This window comes from Faunimonas pinastri (genome assembly GCF_900110915.1).
GTDB lineage: Bacteria > Pseudomonadota > Alphaproteobacteria > Rhizobiales > Afifellaceae > Faunimonas > Faunimonas pinastri.
Genome location: NZ_FOFG01000007.1, coordinates 175,737 through 199,001, shown reverse-complemented (window position 1 = coordinate 199,001; position 23,265 = coordinate 175,737). Strand labels below are relative to the sequence as shown.

The following is a 23,265-nucleotide window of genomic DNA, read 5'->3' as shown; positions in this document are numbered from 1 at the left end:
TAATGGCTAGGACAAAGGAGAAGGAAGGAGGTCCATCTTGGATGCCGCTGAGGTGAAGGAGATGATATGGTTGTCTCATAACCGGAGCGTAGCTGCTTAGAGGGCCCCTCTGTGTCCTTATAGTACGCAGATAGCGATCTCTGTCGCACTAAGTCTTTGCCAAGCAATGGTTTTTAAACTTCCACCCAAACGCGCGAGCATCCATGAAGCGGCCACGCTGATCCTGCACTCAGGCGAGACCTGTTCTGCCTTCATGTGCCCTCGCCGACGCAAGTGGGAGCTTCACGGCTTCGATGCACCGCCGGGTCTGCTTGAGCAGCAGACTTGCTGAGTGACGCCCGAGTGTCGCTCCCTCACGTTTAACGCCCACTGCCACTTAAGGGCTCTCGGGTCCGATCCCGTTCAATCTCTGTTTGCCGCTTCCGTGGCCTCGCACTTTGAATAGGCCTGCGCATTCTTCGCGAAGGAGATGGCCTCTTTGGCGAAGTCGATGCTCTCGTTTGCATATCGCTGAAGCTTCTCGATGTAGTCCCGCAGCTCAGACTTATAGCTGTCTATTTCCCAACTCTGACAAGTGGGACGTCCGGTGATCCGGTACTCCTCTAAGCAATAGGGAACACTAGGACGTGAGGAGCTTGATGGGGCATTCGGGGCTGAACTGCTGAAGCTTGGCTCCGAACAATAGCCCCATGCAGGAGCACTCATCAAAAAAGACGACACTACCAGCAAGGGCGAAAAAACCTTCTTTTGCATAACCAATGTCCTCCCCCTGACTCGCCTTTAAGCTTATCGGCGGATTGGCTTCGGCGGCAAGAAGGACGCGATGCGCTGAGCGGGTTGCCAGTGTGCTACAGGGGTGATAAACAACGCCTCCTGAACGCGGAGAAATCTTGTTGTTCTTCAACCAGTTAGCTCGGGTATGGCGAAATCCTCTCCTGGGCACCATTCCCGGTCGCAGTTCTGCGACCGTCGCCCTCCCCAAGACGACAGACGGAGACCATCGCCCATGACCATCCGGTTCCATGAGGGCGACCTCCCCGATCTGTCCCGCTACCGCGACAGCGTGGCCGTCGACACCGAGACGATGGGCCTCAACCATCATCGCGACCGCCTCTGCGTGGTACAGCTTTCGCCGGGCGACGGCAGCGCCGACGTGGTGCGCATCGCTCTCGGCCAGCAGCGCGCGCCCAATCTCGAGCGGCTCCTGACCGATCCCGCGGTCGTCAAGATCTTCCACTTCGCACGCTTCGACGTGGCCACGCTCCGACAGGCCTTCGGTATCGACGTGAACCCGGTCTGGTGCACCAAGATCGCGTCCAAGCTGGTGCGCACCTATACCGACCGCCACGGACTGAAGGATCTCGCGCGCGAACTCGTCGGCGTCGAGATGAACAAGCAGCAGCAATCGTCCGACTGGGGCGCGCCGACGCTTTCCGCCGAGCAGCTCGAATATGCCGCCAGCGATGTCCTTTATCTCCACCGCATGAAGGCGGTGCTGGAGGAGCGGCTGGCGCGCGAAGGGCGGCTGCACCTGGCGCAGCGCTGCTTCGACTTTCTTTCCACCCGGGCCGAACTCGATCTCCTGGGCTGGGAGGACAACGACATCTTCGCTCACGCCTGACGGGTTTGCCTGTCGTGCCTTCGCTGTTTTCGGGCCCCCGGCCTGGCTCCGGTTCCCGACGCTCGGTGCTGGGTTTCCTCCCGCCTTCCCCGGTCCTGGCGGAGCTGTCTTGCCACTGCCGCGAAAGCAACCCAATTGTACTGGATGGATGCCTCGCGGTCCGGCCTGCCGGGACTGAAGGAACGTGACTTTGTCGATACCGGCCACGATGAACGGTGAAAGCCCCCTCGATCCCGCCCTGCCGACGCGAGGATCGCGGATGCGCACGCGCGCTTTCCTGTCCGCCCGCCGGCACAGCCGGACCGTCCGCTTCCTCCGCCGGTTTTTGCCCGTCTCGGGCGCTCTGGCGCTGGTGCTCTTCGCCGTGATCGCCAAGCTCGCCAGCTACAATCTCCCGGATCTTTCCGCGCTGAAGCTCAGTATCACCAAGAATGGCATCGTGATGCAGGATCCGAAGCTGACCGGCTTCGACAAGTCCCATCGCGAATACACCATCAACGCGACGCAGGCGGTTCAGGCGCTGGGCTCACCGAACCAGGTGAACCTGAAGGCGATCAACGGGGTCATCAAGCTGCCGAGCCAGGGCTCGGCCAACATCTCGGCGGAGAGCGGCGACTTCGATAATCAGAAGAACACGCTGAAGCTCTACGGCAACATCAATATTGAATCGACCGACGGCTATGATGTCCGAATGCATGATGCGGATATCGACCTGAAGGGAGGCACGATGACTTCACCCAACGAGGTGACAGTGCACTATCAGGACAGCCAGACCAGCGGAGATACACTCTCCGTTAGCGAGGGCGGGCAGAATATCAGGCTTGAGGGCGGCGTGCGCTCGACACTGATGCCTCCCAAGAGGCAGAATGAGGAAGGCGCCGCCACGGCGGCCGATCAGGGGGGCGGGCAGGCCAAATGATTTCGGGTCATATTCTCAGAACGGGGATTTTCGCGGCGGCGGCGCTGCTGGGGGCCGGCGCGGCGTTCGCACAGTCGCAGGATCAGAACCCCGGCGCGGCCTTCACCGGCCTGTCCGCCAATTCCAACGATCCGATCCAGATCGAGGCGGATTCGCTGGAGATCCAGGACGCCAAGAAGCTCGCGATCTATCGCGGCAACGTCCGCGTTCGCCAGGGCGAATCGCTGATGAAGACCCCGGAAATGCAGGTCTTCTACACCGGCAGCGTCGGGGGCGGTGCCGGCGGCAATTCCGGGGGCGGCACCAATGCTGCCAACACCGGCACTGCCAGCAACGGGGCGGCCAGCAAGAGCGCGGGCGCGAATGGCGGCGGCGCGGCTGCTTCCGGCGTGGCCGGCGCGCCGGGCAGCTCGATCGAACGCATCGAGGCCACCGGGCCGGTTGTCGTTCAATCCCAGGACCAGACGGCCACCGGCGACCACGCGACCTTCGTGATGGCGACCGACATGGTGACCATGACAGGCAACGTCGTGCTGACGCAGAACGGCAATGTCGTTCGGGGCAATCGCCTGACCGTGAACCTCAAGACCAAGGAAGCGCATGTTCAGGGCGGGCGCGTCCAGACCATTCTTGCGCCGTCCAGCAACCAGGGAAAGCGTGGCGCCCCCGCAGCGAAGAAGCGCTGACCGCGCCACTCCCGAACCCGAGGACCGGACTATCCTGCTGAAACGGAATTCCCCCGCCCGCCCTGCCCCGAAGGGCGCCCCGAGCGAGCCGCACCGCCCTGACGCCGGAATCGGGCAGGCCGTGCGCTCCGCCGAGTTTGCCGAAGGCGCCGCGCTCTCCGGCAGCGAAGGGTGGCTCGTGGCCCGCGGGCTGCGCAAGGCCTTCAAGTCGCGCGTCGTCGTGGAGGATGTCTCCATTGCCGTCCGGCAGGGGGAGGCCGTGGGCCTGCTCGGCCCCAATGGCGCGGGCAAGACCACCGTCTTCTACATGATCACCGGCCTGATCCGGCCCAATGGCGGGCGGATCGAAATGGACGGTTTCGACATCACCCATCTGCCGATGTACCAGCGCGCGCGGCTGGGCGTCGGCTATCTCCCGCAGGAAGCATCGATCTTTCGCGGCCTGAACGTCGAGGACAATATCCGCGCCGTTCTGGAGGTGGTCGAGCCCAACAAGAAGCGGCGCGAGGAGGAACTCGACAGCCTCCTTGAGGAATTCCACATCACGCATCTGCGCAAGTCGCCCTCCATCGCGCTTTCCGGCGGCGAGCGGCGGCGCTGCGAGATCGCCCGGGCGCTGGCGAGCCGACCGTCCTTCATGCTGCTGGACGAGCCTTTCGCCGGCATCGACCCGATCGCGGTCGGCGATATCCAGGCGCTGGTGCGCCACCTCACGCAGCGCGGCATCGGCGTGCTGATCACCGATCACAATGTCCGGGAAACGCTGGGCCTGATCGACCGCGCCTACATCATCCATTCCGGTCACGTGCTGACCGAGGGCCGACCGGAAGCGATCGTCGCCAATCCGGATGTGCGCCGCGTCTACCTCGGCGAGCAGTTCAGGCTTTGACTTATCCGAAGGCCCGATTAAGCTTCATGCAAGAACCGGGCCGGAAGGAGAGTTGAAGCCTTCGGGCGCGGCGGGGCAGGTGTCATGAGTCTTTCCGCCAAGCTTCAGATGCGACAGAGTCAGTCTCTGGTCATCACTCCGCAGCTCATGCAGGCGATCCGTCTGCTGCAGATGTCGAGCTTCGAGCTGGAGCAGTTCCTCGATACCGAATTGCAGCAGAATCCGCTGCTGGAGCGCGGCGGGGAAACCACCGCCGACAGCGAAGCGCCGGCGGTTTCCGAGACCCTTGCCGAAGACGGCATCGTCGCCTTGCGGGAGCTTGACGCCGAGCCGGCGGACGTTTCCCCGCATGACAGCGGCTCAGACACCCTTTCGGACGCCTTGCCGGAAAGCTTTTCCTCGCTTTCGTCAGGCGCTTCCCGCCTCCCCGCCCCGGAAGGCGGATCGGGGGAGTTCGACAACTGGGCGGAGGAACAGGAGAGCCTCACCGCCGCCCTCGAACGCCGCATCGAGACGACCTTCAGGGACGCCGGCGACAGGCTGATCGCCTCGCATCTGCTTTCCGAACTCGACCCCGCCGGCTATCTCACCACGACGACCGAAGTCGTCGCGACGACACTCGGCACGAATGTCGGGCATGTGGAGCGGGTGCTGCTCCGCTGCCAGACCTTCGAACCCACCGGCATTTTCGCCCGCGATCTCGCCGAGTGCCTCTCGTTGCAGCTGGCGGAGAAGAACCGGCTCGATCCCGCCATGCAGACGCTCTGCGCCAACCTGCCCTTGCTGGCCTCCGGCAACTTCGCGGCTCTCCGCCTCGTCTGCGGTGTCGATGCCGACGACATCAGAGACATGATCGCGGAGATCCGGGCGCTCGATCCGAAGCCGGGTCTGGCCTTTTCGCATGAATTCGCCCCCACCGTGGTTCCGGATATCCTGGTCAGGAAGGCGCGTGACGGCAGCTGGCTGGTCGAGCTCAACGAGGAGACGCTGCCGCGCATCCTCGTCAGCCGGAGCTATCACGCCAAGGTGTGCGGCAAGCTGCCGGATGGGGCCGAGCGGCGCTTTCTGTCGGAATGCCTGCAGAAGGCGAGCTGGCTGGAGAAGAGCCTCGACCAGCGCGCCCGGACCATTCTCAAGGTGGCGAGCGAGATCGTGCGCCAGCAGGAGGAGTTCCTGCTGCACGGCGTGTCGCGGCTGAAGCCCCTGAACCTGCGCGCCATCGCCGACGCGATCGGCGTGCACGAATCCACGGTCAGCCGCGCCACCGCGCAGAAATACATGGCGACGTCGCGGGGCGTCTTCGAGCTGAAGTTCTTCTTCTCCTCCTCCGTCCCCGCCACCGATGGCGGCGAGGGTCATTCCGCCGAGGCGGTGAAGCACCGCATCCGCCAGCTGATCGCCGCCGAGCACAACGAGGCTGTCCTCTCCGATGACGGCATCGTGGCCCTGCTCGACCGCGACGGCATCGACATCGCCCGCCGGACGGTCGCAAAGTACCGCGAGATGATGGGCATCGCCTCATCGGTGCAGCGCCGGCGCGACAAGCGGCGTGCCTTGGCCTCATGAAGGCTCATCGAAACAGACCCGAGGGCTCCCGGATGCGTCAGATTGACTTCACCAGGTTCGGCGCGTACACGTCCGCCTCGCAGTTCCCTCCCGGCGCCGCCTCGCTGCGACGAACGGGACTTCGCTGAAAGAAACGGACGGGCCTCGGCCATGGCCGTCCGAGATCAGGCGCAGTCGAGGCTGCGCCAGCAAGGCAACCCGCCACAGAGCCCTTGATAAGGACCAGGCACAAGCAGCAGCAGGATCGGGCGAGAGCGTCCGGTTCCGATGCCGCCCCACAGCCGGGATGTTTCCATGAACCTCAGTGATCTCCTAAAGCCGGAAGCCGTGATTCCGTGCATGAAGGCGCAGGGCAAGAAGCAGGTTCTGCAGGAACTCGCGGCCATTGCGGCGGGCCTGACCGGGTTGCCGGAGAAGAACATTCTCGACACGATCCAGCAACGCGAGAAGCTGGGCTCGACAGGCGTGGGGCATGGCGTTGCGATCCCGCACGGCAAGCTTCCCGGCATCGAGCACATGACAGGCGTCTTCGCGCGCCTCGTCCGCCCGGTGGAGTTCGAATCCCTGGACGATCAGCCGGTCGATCTGGTGTTCCTGCTGCTTGCGCCGGAAAGCGCGGGCGCGGATCACCTGAAGGCGCTGGCCCGCGTGGCGCGGCTTTTGCGCGATCCGGAATTTGCCAAGGATCTTCGCGCGACCAACGAGGCGGCCGGGCTGGCGCTCCTGCTGGCGCCGGTGAATCCGCAATCCTCGGACGCCCTCGCCTGACGCGCGGTGCCGCAGGAAAACGCGGCAGGCGTGCCCCTGATTTCAGGGATCGAAACCGATCCGGCGCGAGCCCGCAGGCTCTCCGGACCGGCGTGACAGATCAGTGAACGCTGACCGGCTCGAGATCGTGCTCGTGGGCGTTGGCGATCGCGACCGACCTGTCGTCTGTCAGCAGGATCGGCTGGCCCTCCGCCGTCAGAAGCGCCCAGAGCTTGAGGCCCGGCGCAAGATCCGGGGCCTGGGGAAACAGCGAACGCACTTCATCCGACCAGACCGGACGCACATAAGCGAGCCCGCTGTCGCCGAAGCTTTCCAGCTCGTCGGCCGACATTGTGTTCGGTGCCGTATTACTCATGTCTTGGCTCCTTGTTGGCTCAGTCGCGCGAAACGATCTGGATCTTGCGAACCGTCTTGACCGGCTCCGGCCTTTCGAGATCGATAGCCAGAAGCCCGTCCTTCAGATCCGCTCCGGTGACCCGCATTCCGTCCGCCAGCACGAAGGTGCGCTGGAACTGGCGGGCTGCGATGCCCCGGTGAAGGAACTCACGACCCTGCTCCTCGGTTTGGCGACCCCGGATCACGAGTTCGTTTTCCTCCACGGAGATATCGAGATCGCGGGGCGAGAAACCGGCCACGGCCAGCGTAATGCGGATCCGCGTCGGCCCGGCGCCTTCCTCGGCGCCGGCGTCCTGCACCTCCCCGCCGGGCGGAACGATCCGCTCGATATTATAGGGAGGGTAGCCGTCGGCCGAGGTCTTGGATACCCGGTCGAGCAGCCGTTCGATATCGTCGAAGCCCAACAGCAGCGGGCTTGAAAAGGCAGTCATACGAGACATTCCGCAAAGTCCTTCGCAAGCGACTTCGCATGCCGGACCCCGACGGGCATCCGGCCATTGCATAACGAATATATGGGCGGTCCGGCGGCGCCTTCAACGCCCCGCCACAGCGATCCCGGCAACCCCTCCCGCCAGCACCTCTCACTTCCCACGCCGATTGCCGCCACTCAGCCGGGGCGATCGCGATCTTCGGCCAGTGGCGGACACGGCGCACTGGAAAAGGCGGCGGCCATGTTGTTCAATCGGCGGGTTCTGACGGCGGGAGACCGATGACCGATTACGCGCGCCTTGTCGAAGAGCTGACCCGGCAGGAGGCGGAGCTTCGCTTTCCCCATTTCGACCATGCGGTCGCCTGGGAGATAGGCTCCCGCCTCGCCCTGCGGGCGCTGCAGCGCGGGCTGCCGATCGCCATCGAGATCATGCAGGGGGCGGAGCGGCTCTTCTTCTATGCCGCTCCCGGCGCCACGCCCGACAACGTGGAATGGATCCGCCGCAAACGTGCGGTGGTCGAGCGCTTTCACCACAGCACGATGCTGATGCGCATGAGCTCCGAAGGCAAGGGTACGTCGTTTCACGAGAAATATCTCCTCGACGAGCGCGAGTTCGCCGTGCATGGTGGGGCCTTCCCGCTTTTCGTCCAGTCGGCCGGTTTCGTCGGCACTATCACGGTGTCCGGACTGCCCCAGACGGAAGATCATGCGCTGATCGTGACGACGCTGAGGGATTATCTCTCCCGGGCTCACCTGGACGGGGGCGGCCCCGACGAGCCTGCCCCGCCGGCGTCCCCCGCGCGTTGATCCGATCCGGCCTGGAACGGGAACCCGCTCGGGGCGAAGCCCACCGCCGCGCGACCGACATAGACTGAGGAAAGTTTGCTGATGCTCGATCTGTTGTACCCGGCGATCCTGATTTGCGCCGGGCTCATCATGATCGCGATCTTCACGAGCCTGCTCGCATTCCGTTTCGGCGCGCCGATCCTGCTGGTCTTCCTGGCCGTCGGCCTGCTTGCCGGCGAGGACGGTCTCGGGCTGCATTTCGACGACGCCACCACGGCCTATGTCGTGGGCAACCTCGCGCTGGCGGTGATCCTGTTCGACAGCGGTTTCCAGATGCGGCTGGCGTCGCTGCGGCAGGCAGCCGGTCCCGCGCTGGCGCTCGCCACCGTCGGCGTGCTGGTGACCGCCGGCCTCATCGCTCTCGCGACGCATGTCGTTCTCCCCTTTTCATGGCCGGAATCGTTGCTGCTCGGCGCGATCCTGAGCTCCACCGACGCGGCCGCCCTCTTCTTTCTGATGCGCGTCGGCGGCACGCCGATCCGCGAAAGGGTGCGCTCCACGCTGGAGATCGAATCCGGTGCCAACGACCCGATGGCGATCTTCCTCACCATCACGCTCGTGGAGCTGATCCGGTTCGGCAGCGCGCATGGCGGGATCAGCATTCCTGGCCTCGTCCTCAGCTTCGTGCGGGAGATGGGCCTCGGCGTGGTCTTCGGCCTGATCGGCGGCTTTCTCATCACCAAGATGGTGAACCGCTTCAACTTCGAGCACGGGCTCTATCCCGTGCTGGTGCTGGCGGCCTCGCTGGTCATCTTCGCCGCGGCGGGCGAGGTGGAAGGCAGCGGCTTCCTCGCCGTCTACGTCGCGGGTCTTTATGCCGGAAACCGGCCGCTCAAGGCCAAGGCCACCTTGCAGCGGTTCCAGGAGGGCATGACGTGGCTGGCGCAGATCATCATGTTCCTGATGCTGGGCCTGCTCGCCAATCCCGCCCGCTTCGCCATGATCGCCCTTCCGTCCGTTCTGATCGCGCTGGTGCTGATCTTCATCGCGCGGCCGCTCGCCGTCTGGGTCTGCCTCTGGCCGTTCCGCTTCCAGAGCAGCGAGCGCACCTTCATCTCCTGGGTGGGCCTGCGAGGTGCCGTCTCGATCCTGCTCGCCATCCTGCCGCTGGCGGAAGGCATCGACCACAGCCAGACCTATTTCAACGTCGCCTTCATCGTCGTGCTCACCTCGCTGCTGGTGCATGGCTGGACGATCACGCCTCTGGCCACGCGGCTCGGCCTCGTCATCCCGCCGAAGACCGGGCTGGTGGAGCGCGTCGAGCTGGAGCTGCCGGGCAGCGCGCATCATGAGCTGGTCGTCTATCGCATCGTCGGGAACAGCCCCGTGGCTTTGGGCGAGCGCGTGCCGCGCTGGGCGCGTCCCTCGCTGGTGATCCGCAAGGGCCAGTCGATGCGGTATCAGTATGCCGGGCGATTGCAGGAAGGCGACTACGTCTATCTCTTCGCCGCGCCGCGCTACACCCGCCTTCTCGACCGGCTGTTCGGCAGTCCGGCGCGTCTGGCGGCCGACGACGACGATTTCTTCGGCGCCTTCGTGATCGATCCGACAAAGCCGGTGGCCGGCCTGGCGCAGGCCTACGGCGCGCAGGTGCCCACGGCCGATCCCGAGCTGACCATCTCCCGCTTCATGGCCGATCGGCTCGGCGGCCGGGCGGAAGTCGGCGACCGCGTCGGCTGCGGCCCGGTCGATCTCGTCGTGCGCGACACGGACGACGAGGGGCGCGTGATTTCGGCCGGCCTGGCCCTGGAACCGCAGGCGGTCGTCGGCCCGACCATGCAGACGGTGCGTGCGCTGCTCAGGGTGGCGGTGCGGATCCGGCAGTTTTTCGGCGGGAAAGCCAAAGGCTCCCGAGCCGCGCAGTGACGCGGGCTCGACCGAGGCCACCCGCGATCCCGCGCCGCTCCGGCTCCCCCTTAACCGCGCCGCCGCGGTGACGGGCGACGCCGTGCTTCGTCTTTTCCCAATGGAAGGGATCGCGCACGACCTGGAACAGCGCCTGCCACGCCGCCAGCGACATCAGCGCCCAGTAGATCGGCAGCCAGAGGACATGCGGCGCGAGCTTCCACGCTCCAGCCGAGCGTAAGCCTCGCAGGCTCGCCACCGCCGAGCCGAACAGCCAGATCCCCGCATTCAGCACCGCGAGGCAGGACAGGACGTTGACCGCGAGATCGGGCGACCGCACGCCCCGCAGCATCTGCTCCACCGCCTGAACGAAGGCGAGGATGGAGACGGGATAAAGCAGCAGGCCCAGCACGCCGATCGTCAGCACCACATGGGCGGAGAGCGCCTTGACCAGGGGCAGATCGCGGCGTCCGCTGCCCTGCGCCATGAAGCAGACCAGCGCGGTCTGGATCCACCCCTTGATCCAGCGCCGCCGCTGCGGCAACCACTGGCCGAGCGTGACCGGCGCCTCCTCGAAGGTGCGCGCCCCGAACATCGCGGCCTTGTAGCCGAAGCGCGCGAGACGAACGCCGAGATCGGCATCCTCGGTGACGTTGAATGGATCCCACGCCCCCACCCGCTCCAGAACGTGGCGGGGAAAGTGGTTCGACGTGCCGCCCAAGGGCAGCGGCATCTTCCAGGCCGCCAGCGCCGGCAGCAGCACCTCGAAATGCGTCGCATATTCCAGCGTGAACATGCGCGCGTACCAGGATTCGTGCGTGTCGGGCGTCAGCTTCGCCTGCAGGCAGCCGAGCTCCGGGTCCTCGTGGAAGAGCGCCGCCGCCTGCCGGAGCTGGCCGGGCTCGGGCCGGTCCTCCGCATCGAAGACGACGACATGATCGCCGCGCGCGAAGGGCAGCGCGTAGACCAGCGCCTTCGGTTTGTTGCGCGGGCGGCAGGGCGGCACGAGCACCGTCTCGAACGGCCGCTCCGCGTAGGCGCGCCAGGCCGCGAAATGCGTGTCGGCGTCGTCCTCTTCCAGCACCAGCAGGATCTGCAGCTTGGAGCGGGGATAGTCGATCCGGTCGAGATGCGAGAGCAGGTCCTGCACCACGTCCCCCTCCTGGTAGAGGGCGACCATGATCGTGTAGGTCGGCAGCAGATGATCGGGCAGAGGCTCGCCCACCGGCAGCTTCGGCCGGATAAAGGCCGCGGCAAGCTTCCAGGCAACGGCCGGACAGAAGCACATCGTGACCAGCGCCGCCGCGACCGAGAAGACCGGCATCGGGTGCAGGATCACGCTCATGAAGAGCGCGACCAGCGCGAAGACGATGCCGAGGCTGAAGAACCCCGCCCGGTGCAGCCTCGAGGCGGAGCAATCCGGCATGGCGCGCCGCAGCCGCTCCACCGACAGGCGCAGGAAGGCGGCGCGGCGGCGGGCGAGCAGCAGGGTGCGGATCGCCTCCGGCGCGGCGATACGAACGCGCTGGTCGAGCCCCGGCAGCCGCGCCAGCGACGCGCGGAGGAACTCTATTCCCTCACCGTCGGGCGCGCGGACCAACAGCGCCTCGCCACCGAGGATCGCATGCACGGTATCGGCGCGGCGGAGCGCCTGGCTCACCACAGGACCGGCGGCTGGATCGAGGTCGGCGCCGTGGAGATCGGGGAGATATTCCAGCCCCAGGTCATCGGCCAGCAGGCGCCAGTAGCTATTCCGGTCGAAGCTCGGAAAGGAGAAGAGTTCGTCGCGCGGGCTTGTTCCGCGAAGATCGGCAAGGCGGGCGGCGGTGTCGAGCAGCGGGCGGCCGAAGCCATGGCGCTCCAGAAAGGCGATCTCCGGCGGCAGCGCCCGGTGAGCCCGGCCGAGATGGACGACCCGCGCCGAGCCTTGCGCGGTCGGCAAAGCCGGAACGGCCTCGCGCAGAGTCGCGCCAGCCCCACGCAGACGCAAACGTCCCTGCAAAAGGCGCCTGCGGCCGCCCCCCGGATCTTCCAGACTGGAATGCACCACCTACCCCACCAAAGGTAAGTTCCCCAACAGAACGTGCTTCTGCCGGATTTTCGCTCCAAGTGCGAATCCTTTGTACAACGTCTGCGAGTAATCCTCCGTCCTGCGAGGGACTTTGCTTTGCAGTGCGGCCGGTCTGGTCTATGCACAACGGTCATGGCCACGGATCGCGACTCAGTCAGCACCTCTAAGCAGGATCGCGAAAAGCGTCTTGCCGAGGCCCTGCGCGCCAATCTCAGGCGCCGCAAGGCTGCCGGAGCGACGAATCGCGCGGCAGACCGCAATCCGGGCCCACCCTTCGACCAGGGCGACGCAACCGATCGTGGCAACGCGGACGATCAGGACCACGCGGCCGGTCGGGGCGAATGAAACAATCCGGTCCTCCAAGACCAGACACCAGGAAATCCGTATGGACCGAATCCGAATCACTGGCGGCCACAGGCTGAACGGCAGCATCCCGATCTCGGGCGCGAAGAACGCCGCCCTGCCGCTGATGATCGCCAGCCTGCTCACGTCGGAAACGCTGACGCTGGAAAACGTGCCCGATCTCGCCGACGTGGCGCTGCTGAAGCGCATTCTCGGCAATCACGGCGTCGACTATACCGTCAACGGCAAGCGCATCGGCGAAAGCGGGCATGCGGGCGAGACGCTGAACTTCCGGGCCGAGGAGATCGTCGACACCACGGCTCCCTACGACCTCGTCTCGCGCATGCGGGCGAGCTTCTGGGTGATCGGCCCGCTGGTGGCGCGCATGCACGAGGCGCGGGTCTCGCTGCCCGGCGGCTGCGCCATCGGCACCCGGCCCGTCGACTTCTTCCTGCATGGCATGGAAGGGCTGGGCGCCAAGATCGAGCTGGAAAGCGGCTACGTGCTGGCGAGCGCGCCCGGCGGCCTCAAGGGCGGCCGCGTCCGCTTCCCGAGCGTTTCGGTCGGCGCCACCCACACGGTGATGATGGCCGCGACGCTGGCCCGCGGCGAAACGGTGATCGAGAACGCCGCGCGCGAGCCCGAGATCCAGGATCTCGCCGCCTGCCTCATCAAGATGGGCGCGCAGATCGAGGGCGCCGGCACGGACACGATCCACATCCAGGGCGTCGACAGCCTGCACGGCTGCACCCACAGCGTGCTGCCCGACCGCATCGAGACCGGCACCTATGCCATGGCCGTGGCCGCGACCGGCGGCGACGTGACGCTGGAAGGCGTGCGCGCCGATCTCCTGCAGAACGCGCTCGACGTGCTGGTTCAGGCCGGGGTCGAGATCACCGAGACCAATCACGGCCTGCGCATTTATCGCAACGGCGCGGGCCTTGCCCCGGTGAAGGTCACGACCGCTCCGTTCCCGGGCTTCCCGACCGACCTACAGGCGCAGCTCATGGCGCTGATCACCCGCGCCGACGGCCGCTCGGAGATCACCGAGACGATCTTCGAGAACCGCTTCATGCATGTGGCGGAGCTCGCCCGCCTCGGCGCGGACATCCACCTCGACGGCCAGCGCGCCACAGTGACGGGCGTCAAGTCGCTGAAGGGCGCGCCGGTCATGGCGACCGATCTGCGCGCTTCCGTGTCGCTGGTGATCGCCGGGCTCGTCGCCGACGGCGAGACCACGATCAACCGCGTCTACCATCTGGATCGCGGCTTCGAGAAGCTGGAGCAGAAGCTTTCCGCCTGCGGCGCGGAAATCGAGCGCCTGCGCGCCTGATCGTCCTTTCACCCGCCGCGCTCTCGGCGCGCGGCGGTTGGTGGCCGGGCCCGGGCCTGAGACGAAACGTTCGACACCGGCGATCAGCGGCGACCCGCGTGCCGGACCGATCAACAAAGCTGGAGCCGACCTTGCCGGACGCGGGGCAACGCCCTACGACCCTTGCAATTGTTCTCCAGACTGAACGGTGCCCATGTCCGCTGCCGACAGCCTCCGCCTCGCCGCCCTGGACACGGAAGACCTGCAGGTCATTTCCGCGGCTCTCCAGGATGCCGTGCTCACCGTTCGGGACCTTGTGTATCTCCCCCGTGACCGGCGCCTCACGCTGAGCTGCAACCGCTTCGCCTGGGAAGTTCGCAAGCTCCGGTTCGGCGCGCCCGAGCGCCGGCGCTCGGCGCTCACGCTGGACCGCGTCTTCGCGGTGCAATCGCAGGGCATCGACCGCAGCCGGCCGAACGATGTGCTGTCCCTGCTGGCGCTGCAGTTCGAGGATGCCGCCCCGCACGGCCATCTCACGCTCGTCTTTTCCGGCGGCGCCACGATCCGCCTCGAAGTGGATTGCATCGAGGCCCGCCTTGCCGATCTCGGGCCGCAATGGTCCGCCCGGATGACACCCAGACACAGATTAGACTGACATGGCTATCTTTCTCCGCAGTTCCGAGGCCGATTTCGAGGCCCGCTTCGCCGCCCTGCTCGCTGCCAAGCGGGAGGTTTCCGAAGACGTCGAGCGTGCCGTGCGCACCATCGTGGATGACGTGCGAAGCCGTGGGGACGCGGCGCTCGCAGAATACACCGGGCGATATGACCGCAATCCCACTCCCCCCGGCGGCTTCCGCGTCGGCGAGGAGGAGATCGAGGCGGCGTTCAGGGCGGCCGACCCGCAGACGGTGAAGGCGCTGGAGTTCGCGCGCGCCCGCATCCATGCCCATCACAGCCGCCAGAAGCCCCAGGACGACCGCTATACCGACGCACTCGGCATCGAGCTCGGCTCGGTCTGGACGGCGATCTCCGCCGTCGGAATCTACGTGCCCGGCGGGACGGCGAGCTATCCCTCCTCCGTGCTGATGAACGCGGTGCCGGCCAAGGTTGCCGGCGTGGAGCGGCTCGTCATGGTGGTTCCCGCGCCTGACGGCCGGCTGAACCCGCTGGTGCTTGCCGCCGCGCGCATCGCCGGCGTGGACGAGATCTACAAGGTGGGCGGTGCGCAGGCGATCGCCGCGCTGGCCTACGGCACCGGGACCATCGCGCCGGTCTTCAAGATCGTCGGGCCGGGCAACGCCTATGTCGCCGCCGCTAAGCGGCAGGTCTTCGGCACGGTGGGCATCGACATGATCGCCGGCCCCTCCGAGGTGCTGGTGGTGGCCGACGGCCGCAACGATCCGGACTGGCTGGCCGCCGATCTCCTGGCCCAGGCCGAGCACGACACGGCGGCGCAGTCGATCCTGATCACCGACGACGCGACGCTCGCCGACGAGGTCGCCGAGGCCGTCGAACGCCAGCTCATCCACCTGCCGCGACAGGAAACCGCGCGGGCGAGCTGGACCGATTTCGGCGCCATCATCGTGGTGGACGAGCTCCGTCAGGCACTGCCGCTGATCGACAGGATCGCCGCCGAGCATCTGGAGCTCGCCGTGGACGATCCCGAGGCGCTGCTCAAGGACATCCGCAATGCCGGCGCGGTGTTCCTCGGCCGTCATACGCCGGAAGTCATCGGCGACTATGTCGGCGGCTCCAACCACGTCCTGCCGACAGCCCGGTCGGCACGCTTCTCCTCCGGCCTCTCCGTGCTGGATTTCATGAAGCGGACTTCGCTGCTGCGCTGCAGCCCGGAAGGACTGCGCGAACTCGCGCCCGCCGCCATCCGGCTGGCCGAAGCGGAAGGCCTCGCCGCGCATGCCCGCTCCGTCGGGATCCGGCTCAATCTCTGACGGCCCGCCATGGACCAGGAGACGCGCAACAGGCTGACTGAGATCGTGCTGGATCTTCCCGCCGGCAACGGCTCGGCGGAGATGGAGCAGGAGCGCAGCGTCGCCGTTCGCGACCTCGTGGCCGAGAGCGAGTTCGAGGTCGCGACGGTGCCCGGTCCCTATCGGCTGAACCTGTCGATCACCGAGGACCGCCTGGTCTTCGACATCATGAGCGAGACGGATGAGAGCACGGCGACGCACCCGCTGTCGCTGGTTCCCTTCCGGCGCATCCTGAAAGACTACCGCATCGTCTGCGACAGCTATCGCGAGGCGCTGCGCAGCGGTGTCGTCACCCGCATCGAGGCGATCGACATGGGCCGTCGCGGCATTCACGACGAAGCCGCCGAGCTCCTGCGCGCGCGCCTGTCACGAACCGCGCGCATGGACTTCCAGACCGCGCGCCGCCTCTTCACCCTGATCGCGGCCCTGCACTGGCGGGGTACGATGTGAGCAAGCGCCCGAGTTCGATCCTCTTCATGTGCGGACGCAACAGCATCCGTTCGCCCATGGCCGCCGCCCTGGTGGAAGGCTTTTTTCCCAAGGCCTTCTATCTTGCCTCCGCCGGCATCCTGCCCGGCGATCGCGATCCCTTCGTCGACATCGTCCTGAAGGAAGTGGCGCTCGATCTCGGTCCGCATCGCCCGCGCGGCCTCGACGACCTGCATGACCTGAACTTCGATCTCGTGGTCACGCTTTCGCCCGAAGCGCACCATTACGCGATGGAACTGACGCGGACGGAAGCGCTGGAGGTCGAATATTGGCCGACCATGGATCCGGCGGCGAACCTCACCGAAACCTTCTCCACGCGCGAGCAGATCCTGGACGGCTATCGCGATCTCCGCGATCTCCTGGCCCATCGCATCCGCGATCGTTTCGCGCCGGAAGGGCCGCGGCACTCGCGGTTGTTAAAAGTTCACAGAAAACCCCAAATGGGCTAGGAACGGGCTCTCCCCGTCCTTCCCAACAGCGCCGGATCGCCATGCCGAGTTCCCGAACAGAACAGCCTCGCCTTGTGCTCGCGTCCGCCTCGCCGCGCCGGCTCGCCCTGCTGAACCAGATCGGCGTCACGCCGGCCCGGCTCGTGCCCGCCGACATGGACGAGACGCCGGAGAAGAACGAACTGCCGCGCTCGTTGGCCAAGCGGCTTGCCCGCAACAAGGCCGAGATCTCCCATCGCGCCGTGGAGCAGGACCCGGAACTCAAGGGCGCCTTCGTGCTGGCCGCCGATACGGTGGTTGCCGTCGGTCGGCGCATCCTGCCCAAGCCCGAGCTTTCCGACGAGGGCGCGACGTGCCTGCGCCTGCTCTCCGGCCGCGCGCACCGCGTCTTCACCGCCGTGTGCCTGATCACGCCGGCCGGCAAATGCCGGCAGAAGCTCGTGGAAACGCGCGTCCGCTTCAAGCGCCTGTCGCGTGACGAGATCGAGAGCTATCTCGCCTCCGGCGAGTGGGAGGGCAAGGCTGGCGGCTATGCGATCCAGGGCCGCGCCGGCGCCTTCGTGACGCGGCTCGTCGGCTCCTACACCAATGTCGTCGGCCTGCCGCTTTTCGAGACCGTCACGCTTCTGGAGGGCAACCGGTTTCCCGTCAGCCATGGCTGGGGAGAAGGGCTTTGAGCGACGACCGGGGAGAAGCCAAGGTCGTGCCGCTGCGCCCTCAGCGCAAATGCCCTATCTGCGGAAAGAAGGCGGCGCCCGACGCTTACCCCTTCTGCTCGAAGCGCTGCGCCGACATCGACCTGAACCGTTGGCTCAAGGGATCCTACGTAATCCCGGGCAGCGAAAGCGCCACCGTGCCGGATGACGAAGATTTTGAATAAGTGCGCTTGAGGTGCTGGACAGACCCGGCTCCTTTGCCTATAAGCGCGTCACTTTCCGGCGCCGCTGAAGCGGCCGGACCGGAAGGTAGCCCAGGTAGCTCAGGGGTAGAGCAGCGGATTGAAAATCCGCGTGTCGGTGGTTCGATTCCGCCCCTGGGCACCATTTCCCAATGCTGCCGAAATGATTGAGCTTTCGAGCGGGAACGTGGCGTGCGAGCAACTCCGCTGCCGGTTCCAATCGGCCCCCTTGCCTCGACCTGCTTCAGCTTGAACGTCGCCCCCTTTCAGATTGGGCGAGCTATCCGCTCGTGTCTCGTTTTCGACGGGTAAGGATCTGAGCGCCGCGTCGAGATCGCCAACGTCAGACAGCTTCCGCCCGTCAGACAGCTTCCGCCCGTCGGGCAGGCGAAGGCCGCGGCATTCTTCCGTCATGAGCAAGCCCGCGGAGCTTCGAAGAACCGGGCCAGCATAAGGCTCGGCCTCTTCGAACCCGCGCCGGAACGGTAGCCGGCGTGCAACACCGGCCTGGACGGCGTTCCGTCCACCGCTTGCTTGACCTTATGCAGCACGTCGGGGTTCTGGTGCAGTCAATCCCGTACGCTCGGCTTTCAGGATCTGCGTTGAGCTGCTTTCGACGGCTCAGCCGCATCCTTCGCCGCCTGCGCATCGTCGACTGCCGCGGGCTCGCCAGGTTCACGTCACCCATCTCGCCTCGCTCCCCGTCGTTCCCTGCGGCCCCGGAACATAGACTGTCACTGATCCAGATGGCTCTTGCTCACCGGGGCCGGCGACCACGGCAAGGCTGCCGTGCCGGTAGAACTTGCCGATGACGGTGTAGCCGGTCAGGTCGATCACCGTCCGGTCTGAATCCTGCAGCGCAATCTGTAACGCCCCTCGTTACCAATCCAGACGGTGACGACATTCGTGGGGCTCATGGAGATTCCCGGCAAAGAAAAAGCCCGCCCAAGACGGGCTTGGGTTCATGCGCAGGCAGACGCCGTATCGACGAAGGGCACTTGCCGACTTGCGCTCATCGGCACGTCTGGACCGCTTCATACCGCAGCCGCACCTTCGTCAGGAGCGCAGTGGCCTTGCAAGCCGGGACAACTCACCCGTCAGCGTGAAAGGCTGGTGAACGCCTGATCCGATTCAGCTTAACTGAGAGGGTAAACCCTACTCAGGGCGCTCTACCCCGTTCTTGATGATATCAAGGGCGCGAGCGGTAAGGTCTTGCCGCGCGCGTTCTGTATCGCCCTTCAGCGCCGCGCCGAGCATCCCTGCGATCAGTTCGAGGTCGGCTGCTGTCAGATCGTCCCTCATGCGCCCCGATGCCTTCATGGCAGGTAGCGCCGCCTCGACGATCGATAGAAACTTGTCTCGGACGCGAGAGAACTCGGGTTCGCGCGAATTCATCGCCTGCCAGTGCGGAAGCAATGCGGCATTGTTGAGTGACAGGCGGACGAAGGCGTCGATCAACGCTGTCGGGTGGAGGAGAAGATCCGCTGCCGCCACGTCTGCCGCGAACTGATCGAGCTCCTCGTCAAGCAGCGCTATCAGAAGCCCCTTACGATCATAAAAATTGCGATGGACGGTCGCACGTCCCACGCCGGCCTCCATTGCGATCCGCTCAATCGCCACTTCGATGCCCTCGTTCGTGAAGATCGAGCGGGCAGCATCCAGGATCGCACGACGTCGACGGGCGGCATCAGAGCGAAGCGGCTTGGTCTCGGACAGAGGCGGCATCAGCACTTCCTATCCTAACTGCGCAACCGAAGGCGAGCACTCCTTTCAAAGGCTCTTGCTAAAGTGGACATCGTTGACCACTTATTGCGCGCCCCGTCCGGGGGCAAAGCTCAATCAACAAGGATGCACGGGATGGGACGAGTTTCGAACAAGGTCGCGATAGTGACAGGCGCAGGTACAGGCCAAGGTGAGGCCGAGGCACGGCTGCTCGCGGCCGAAGGCGCATCAGTGATCGCGACCGACATCAATCTCGATGCGGTCAGCAGGGTGGTGAACGATATCAACGCGCAACGTCCGGGTGCGGCCCTGGCGCTGAAGCATGACGTCTCCTCGGGAGAGGACTGGGCATCTGTCGTGGCACAGGGTGTCGAGAAATTCGGGCCGATCACGATCCTGGTGAACAACGCTGGCATTCTCGCGCCCGCATCTTACGACAAGGTCACCTACGCCCACTGGCAGAGGACCATGGACGTCAACGCCTGGAGTCAGTTCGTCGGCATGCAGACGGTGATCCCGCACATGAAGGAAGCCGGCGTCGGCTCTATCGTCAACATCGCCTCTCTCGCCGTGGTCAATGCCTGCGGTCGCTTCACCGCGTATACCGCCAGCAAGGGTGCGGTCGATGCGGTGTCCCGCGCGGCCGCTATCGAACTCGCCCCTTTCAACATCCGCGTTAATTCGGTCGATCCCGGCGTTATCCACACGGCGATGGTGGATGAAGCATTCCCTGACAAGGCGTCCATCGATGCCGCGGCAGCCGCTCAGCCCTTGCGCCGCATGGGCCGGCCGATCGATGTCGCCTATCTGGTGCTCTACCTCGCCAGTGACGAGGCCTGGTTCACCACCGGGACGTCTCAGGTCATCGACGGAGGTCTTTCCGTTTCCGGCGGCGTCACCCCGGTGATGGAGCGCTGAGCCCACCCTGACGAGAGAAGGGAGCGGCGAACGGCGCTGCTCCTGTTCCCTTTATTCCGAACTCGCCGGGAGCACATCCAACTTACCTGAGTTGGCTTGTGCCAAAGAAGAGAAGCCGCCCCAAGGCAGATCGGCAGGAACGGCCCTTCTGACAACAAGCGCCAGCCGTTTGCCGTCGCTTCCAGCGACTGCGGCAGCGGAGCCGGAAGCACTCGCATCGGCGGAGCCGTTCACGTCAGCGCCGGTGTCGCAGAGCTTCACGGCAGCCACGGAGCGCAGGTCGTGTTCGCCGTGATGCAGAGGGCAGAGGCCGCGCGGATGGTCCGAGGCGTGTCCGTCCATCCGGGGGGGGTCGCGTCGGTTCGTGCCTCCGTCAGCTTCGAGGAAGCAGATCGGCTGGCGGCGGCAACTGCGAAGTCGGCGGCGATGGAATTTTCGATACCCTCGGGCATCTGTAAAGGTTCCCGAGCGGTGCCTTGCAGCCACCCTTCGTCAGAAGCCCTTTGCAACCGGCCGCCCCTTGCGGGACGGCCGGACCAGCTCAGGTGCTTCGAAATCCGGCAGACTTATGCCGCGATCTTGTTGGCCACGTTGATGATCTTGGCCTGGGTGAATTCCTTCATCCCGTCGATGCCCTGCTCCCGGCCGATACCGGACTGCTTTGCGCCGCCGAACGGCACGTCGAAGGGCATGTCGAGATGCTTGTTTACCCAGACGGTACCCGACTGGACCTGCAGCGCGACCTGCAGACCGCGATCGGCATCGTTGGTCCAGATCGTGCCGCCAAGGCCGTATTCGCTGTCGTTGGCGCGCTCGATTACTTCCTCGATCGTGTCATAGACGAGGACCGGGATGGCAGGTCCGAACTGCTCTTCGCGCACAAGTCGCGCGCTGTCGGGCAGGTCGCGCACCACCGTCGGCGCGATGAAATACCCCTCGCGGTCGAGTGCGGCGCCACCGGCGATCACCTTGCCCTGTGCCTTGGCCTCCTCGATGATCTCCAGCACTTTCTCATACTGCTGCTTGTTCTGGAGAGGGCCGATCTCCGCGCCCTGGTTGAGGCCGTCATCGACCACGGCTTCTCTTGCGAGTTTCGCCAGTTCCTCGCAGATGGCGTCGTACATCGATCGCGGGGCGTAGACGCGCTTCGCAGCCAGGCAGACCTGGCCGGCATTGACCATCGCCGCCTGGAAGACCTTGGGCGCGACCTCCTTGGCGTCGACATCGTCGAGGATGATCGCCGCGTCGTTGCCGCCCAGTTCCAGCGTCAGCCGCTTGAGCGTGCCGGCTGCGCTTTCCATCACGCGCTTCCCGGTGCCGGTCGAGCCGGTGAAGCTCACCTTGGCTATGTCGGAATGCGCGGTGATCTTGCCGCCGAGATCGTTGGCGTCGACGATCACGTTGAGCACTCCCGGGGGCAGGATCTCCGCCGCCAGTTCGCCGAACAGAGCCGTCGTCAGAGGGGTGGACGGAGCCGGCTTCGCAACCATCGTGTTGCCGACGCTGAGTGCGGGGGCAAGCTTCATCATCAACAGGATGACGGGGAAGTTCCAGGGCGTGATCGCAGCGACCACGCCGAGCGGGGTGCGCTGCTCAAGGATCTTGCCGTCCTCGGTCTCGCGGATCGTTTCCAGCGGCAGGTCCTGCTCGCCGAAATAGCGCAAGGCCGCGATCGCGCCCCCGACCTCGAACTGCGACTGGGCGAGCGGCTTGCCCTGCTCGCGCGTGAGCAGCTTGCAGAACTCGTCGTAACGTCCCTGCATCGCGTCGGCGAGCTGGTTGAGGTAGTCCCGGCGCTTCTCGTGGCCAAGCGCGGCCCAGGCGGGAAACGCGCGCTTGGCGGCCGCGATCGCCTGTTCGAGCTGCGCCTCGTCCGCGCGCGCGCACGTTTCGAATACCGCGCCGGTAGCAGGGTCGATCACGTCGAGCGTGGAGGCCCCATCGACCAGCTTGCCATCGATCAGAAGTCTGTATGCCATGATCTTGTCCTCTCGATTCGATGTCGGTCAGAAGGAGGTGATGACGCTGCGCGCGATCGCGCCCTTCTTGAGTTCCTGATAGGCGTCGTTGATCTCGGCGATGTTGATCTCCTTGGAGATCAGGTCGTCGAGGTTGAAGCGACCCTGCAGATAGAGGTCGGCATACATCGGGATGTCGTGCTTGATATTGGTGGAACCCATGTAGACCCCCTTCACAGTCACCTGGTTGGAGATGAGGTCCACGAGCACGTCGACATTGATTGGCGCGCCGGGCTTGTGAACGCCGATCAGATAGGCCCCACCGCCCTTTCGGGCCATCTTGATGGCCTGCTCCGAGGTGGGCTTGAGACCGATAACCTCGAAGGCGTGAGCGACGCCGCCGCCCGTGAGCGCACGCACGGTCTCGACCGCGTCGCCCTTGCCCGCGTCGATGAAATCCGTTGCGCCGAACTTCCGCGCGAGCTCTTCCTTGGCCGGCTGCATGTCGATGGCGATGATCCGGCCCGCGCCGGCGAGACGCGCGCCGGAGATGACGTTGAGGCCGACGCCGCCGACGCCGATCACCGCCACCGTGTCGCCGGGCTTCACATCGGCGGTGTTGATCGCGGCGCCCGCGCCGGTCACGCACCCACAGCCGAGGATCGATGCCTGCGGGAAGGGAATCTCGTCCGGCACCCTGGCAAGCTGGTTCTCATGCACCAGGGAATACTCGGCGAAAGCGGACGTGCCGAAGACAGGCGTCACGGGCTGCCCGTTGCGCGTGAGACGCTGGCCATCGTCAGGCCCGCGCACCGTTTCCTCCGGGTGGTCGCACTGGTAGGTGCGTCCGTCGAGGCAGGCTTCGCAATGTCCGCAATATTGGATCAGCGATCCCACGACATGATCGCCGACCTTGAACTCGCGCACGTCGGGGCCGATCTCCTTGACGATGCCGGCGAGCTCATGGCCGAAGACGGCCGGCAACGGAACGCCGAAGTCGCTTTCGGCCATGTGCAGGTCGGAATGGCACAGGCCCGAAGCCTTCACCTCGACGAGCACCTCGCGGCCCCGTGGCTTGTCGATCTGGACGTCCTCGACCGCGAACGTTCCGTCCAGTTTGTTGAGTACAGCAGCTTTCAAGGCGTTTCTCCT

The 23,265-nt window shown here is 65.6% G+C and carries 25 protein-coding genes and 1 tRNA gene; 17 read left to right on the top strand and 9 right to left on the bottom strand.

Annotated elements, in window-relative coordinates:
- Window positions 1-619 precede the first annotated feature (619 nt).
- Entirely contained in the window at window positions 620-904 is a 285-nt protein-coding gene (locus BMY25_RS20815; RefSeq protein ID WP_177176826.1) for a hypothetical protein, read from the bottom strand.
- 102 nt (window positions 905-1,006) lie between these two features.
- On the opposite strand from BMY25_RS20815, the gene BMY25_RS11370 reads away from it, so the two are divergent.
- From BMY25_RS11370 to ptsN, 6 genes are all read left to right on the top strand, one after another.
- Window positions 1,007-1,621, top strand: coding sequence for a ribonuclease D (locus BMY25_RS11370; protein WP_092496754.1), 615 nt, complete (start codon window positions 1,007-1,009; stop codon window positions 1,619-1,621).
- Between the two features lie 259 nt (window positions 1,622-1,880).
- Window positions 1,881-2,540: an LPS export ABC transporter periplasmic protein LptC gene (lptC, locus tag BMY25_RS11365; protein ID WP_177176825.1), complete on the top strand. Its 660-nt coding sequence runs from the start codon at window positions 1,881-1,883 to the stop codon at window positions 2,538-2,540.
- Window positions 2,537-3,226, top strand: a complete 690-nt coding sequence (locus BMY25_RS11360) for an LptA/OstA family protein (RefSeq protein WP_092496752.1) — start codon at window positions 2,537-2,539, stop codon at window positions 3,224-3,226. The genes lptC and BMY25_RS11360 overlap by 4 nt, the downstream gene beginning before the upstream one ends.
- Window positions 3,141-4,115, top strand: a complete 975-nt coding sequence (gene lptB / locus BMY25_RS11355) for an LPS export ABC transporter ATP-binding protein (protein WP_092496751.1) — start codon at window positions 3,141-3,143, stop codon at window positions 4,113-4,115. Before BMY25_RS11360 ends, lptB begins: the two co-directional genes overlap by 86 nt.
- 84 nt (window positions 4,116-4,199) lie before the next feature.
- Window positions 4,200-5,681 (top strand): RNA polymerase factor sigma-54, encoded by a 1,482-nt coding sequence (gene rpoN / locus BMY25_RS11350; RefSeq protein WP_092496750.1) that lies wholly within the window; start codon window positions 4,200-4,202, stop codon window positions 5,679-5,681.
- Between the two features lie 294 nt (window positions 5,682-5,975).
- The gene (gene ptsN, locus BMY25_RS11345; protein ID WP_092496749.1) at window positions 5,976-6,449 is read left to right on the top strand and encodes a PTS IIA-like nitrogen regulatory protein PtsN; all 474 of its coding nucleotides are present in this window, start codon (window positions 5,976-5,978) and stop codon (window positions 6,447-6,449) included.
- Window positions 6,450-6,549: 100 nt separating this feature from the next.
- Here the strand turns inward: ptsN and BMY25_RS11340 are convergent, their stop codons facing one another.
- A complete protein-coding gene (locus tag BMY25_RS11340) occupies window positions 6,550-6,804 on the bottom strand; it encodes a BQ00720 family protein (RefSeq protein ID WP_092496748.1) in 255 nt (84 codons plus the stop codon).
- A 19-nt stretch (window positions 6,805-6,823) separates the two neighbouring features.
- Window positions 6,824-7,285: an Hsp20 family protein gene (locus BMY25_RS11335; RefSeq protein WP_092496747.1), complete on the bottom strand. Its 462-nt coding sequence runs from the start codon at window positions 7,283-7,285 to the stop codon at window positions 6,824-6,826.
- 269 nt (window positions 7,286-7,554) lie between these two features.
- On the opposite strand from BMY25_RS11335, the gene BMY25_RS11330 reads away from it, so the two are divergent.
- Together BMY25_RS11330 and BMY25_RS11325 are read left to right on the top strand one after the other, a co-directional pair.
- Entirely contained in the window at window positions 7,555-8,082 is a 528-nt protein-coding gene (locus BMY25_RS11330; protein WP_092496746.1) for a heme-degrading domain-containing protein, read from the top strand.
- Between the two features lie 81 nt (window positions 8,083-8,163).
- Entirely contained in the window at window positions 8,164-9,987 is a 1,824-nt protein-coding gene (locus tag BMY25_RS11325) for a potassium/proton antiporter (RefSeq protein WP_092496745.1), read from the top strand.
- Here BMY25_RS11325 and BMY25_RS11320 read toward each other — a convergent pair.
- A complete protein-coding gene (locus BMY25_RS11320; RefSeq protein WP_177176824.1) occupies window positions 9,920-11,956 on the bottom strand; it encodes a glycosyltransferase in 2,037 nt (678 codons plus the stop codon). The genes BMY25_RS11325 and BMY25_RS11320 overlap by 68 nt on opposite strands.
- A 231-nt stretch (window positions 11,957-12,187) precedes the next feature.
- Complete coding sequence (locus BMY25_RS20810) at window positions 12,188-12,361, bottom strand: hypothetical protein (RefSeq protein WP_177176823.1); 174 nt, start codon at window positions 12,359-12,361, stop codon at window positions 12,188-12,190.
- A gap of 61 nt (window positions 12,362-12,422) precedes the next feature.
- Between BMY25_RS20810 and murA the strand changes: the two genes are divergently transcribed.
- The 8 genes from murA (at window position 12,423) to BMY25_RS11275 (ending at window position 17,660) form a co-directional block, all read left to right on the top strand.
- The gene (gene murA / locus BMY25_RS11310; RefSeq protein ID WP_092496742.1) at window positions 12,423-13,712 is read left to right on the top strand and encodes a UDP-N-acetylglucosamine 1-carboxyvinyltransferase; all 1,290 of its coding nucleotides are present in this window, start codon (window positions 12,423-12,425) and stop codon (window positions 13,710-13,712) included.
- A 193-nt stretch (window positions 13,713-13,905) separates the two neighbouring features.
- A complete protein-coding gene (locus tag BMY25_RS11305; RefSeq protein WP_092496741.1) occupies window positions 13,906-14,346 on the top strand; it encodes a DUF2948 family protein in 441 nt (146 codons plus the stop codon).
- 1 nt (window position 14,347) lies between these two features.
- Window positions 14,348-15,640, top strand: coding sequence for a histidinol dehydrogenase (gene hisD, locus BMY25_RS11300; protein ID WP_092496740.1), 1,293 nt, complete (start codon window positions 14,348-14,350; stop codon window positions 15,638-15,640).
- 9 nt (window positions 15,641-15,649) lie between these two features.
- Window positions 15,650-16,129, top strand: a complete 480-nt coding sequence (locus tag BMY25_RS11295) for a UPF0262 family protein (protein ID WP_092496739.1) — start codon at window positions 15,650-15,652, stop codon at window positions 16,127-16,129.
- A 26-nt stretch (window positions 16,130-16,155) separates the two neighbouring features.
- Window positions 16,156-16,617: an arsenate-mycothiol transferase ArsC gene (locus BMY25_RS11290; RefSeq protein ID WP_092496781.1), complete on the top strand. Its 462-nt coding sequence runs from the start codon at window positions 16,156-16,158 to the stop codon at window positions 16,615-16,617.
- A 41-nt stretch (window positions 16,618-16,658) separates the two neighbouring features.
- A complete protein-coding gene (locus BMY25_RS11285; RefSeq protein ID WP_092496738.1) occupies window positions 16,659-17,294 on the top strand; it encodes a Maf-like protein in 636 nt (211 codons plus the stop codon).
- Window positions 17,291-17,497 (top strand): DNA gyrase inhibitor YacG, encoded by a 207-nt coding sequence (yacG, locus tag BMY25_RS11280; protein ID WP_092496737.1) that lies wholly within the window; start codon window positions 17,291-17,293, stop codon window positions 17,495-17,497. Before BMY25_RS11285 ends, yacG begins: the two co-directional genes overlap by 4 nt.
- Window positions 17,498-17,585: 88 nt before the next feature.
- Window positions 17,586-17,660: transfer RNA gene (locus tag BMY25_RS11275), tRNA-Phe, on the top strand.
- Between the two features lie 530 nt (window positions 17,661-18,190).
- Here the strand turns inward: BMY25_RS11275 and BMY25_RS20805 are convergent.
- Together BMY25_RS20805 and BMY25_RS11270 are read right to left on the bottom strand one after the other, a co-directional pair.
- On the bottom strand, window positions 18,191-18,352 hold the full coding sequence (locus tag BMY25_RS20805) for a hypothetical protein (protein ID WP_177176822.1): 162 nt from the start codon (window positions 18,350-18,352) through the stop codon (window positions 18,191-18,193).
- A gap of 318 nt (window positions 18,353-18,670) precedes the next feature.
- On the bottom strand, window positions 18,671-19,240 hold the full coding sequence (locus tag BMY25_RS11270; RefSeq protein WP_092496736.1) for a TetR/AcrR family transcriptional regulator: 570 nt from the start codon (window positions 19,238-19,240) through the stop codon (window positions 18,671-18,673).
- A 63-nt stretch (window positions 19,241-19,303) separates the two neighbouring features.
- Here BMY25_RS11270 and BMY25_RS11265 point away from each other — a divergent pair, with 63 nt between their 5' ends.
- Complete coding sequence (locus tag BMY25_RS11265) at window positions 19,304-20,155, top strand: SDR family NAD(P)-dependent oxidoreductase (protein WP_238858284.1); 852 nt, start codon at window positions 19,304-19,306, stop codon at window positions 20,153-20,155.
- 566 nt (window positions 20,156-20,721) lie between these two features.
- Here the strand turns inward: BMY25_RS11265 and BMY25_RS11255 are convergent.
- Both BMY25_RS11255 and BMY25_RS11250 read right to left on the bottom strand, forming a co-directional pair.
- Window positions 20,722-22,134: an aldehyde dehydrogenase family protein gene (locus BMY25_RS11255; protein ID WP_092496733.1), complete on the bottom strand. Its 1,413-nt coding sequence runs from the start codon at window positions 22,132-22,134 to the stop codon at window positions 20,722-20,724.
- A 27-nt stretch (window positions 22,135-22,161) separates the two neighbouring features.
- Window positions 22,162-23,253, bottom strand: a complete 1,092-nt coding sequence (locus BMY25_RS11250) for a Zn-dependent alcohol dehydrogenase (protein WP_092496732.1) — start codon at window positions 23,251-23,253, stop codon at window positions 22,162-22,164.
- Window positions 23,254-23,265: the final 12 nt, after the last annotated feature.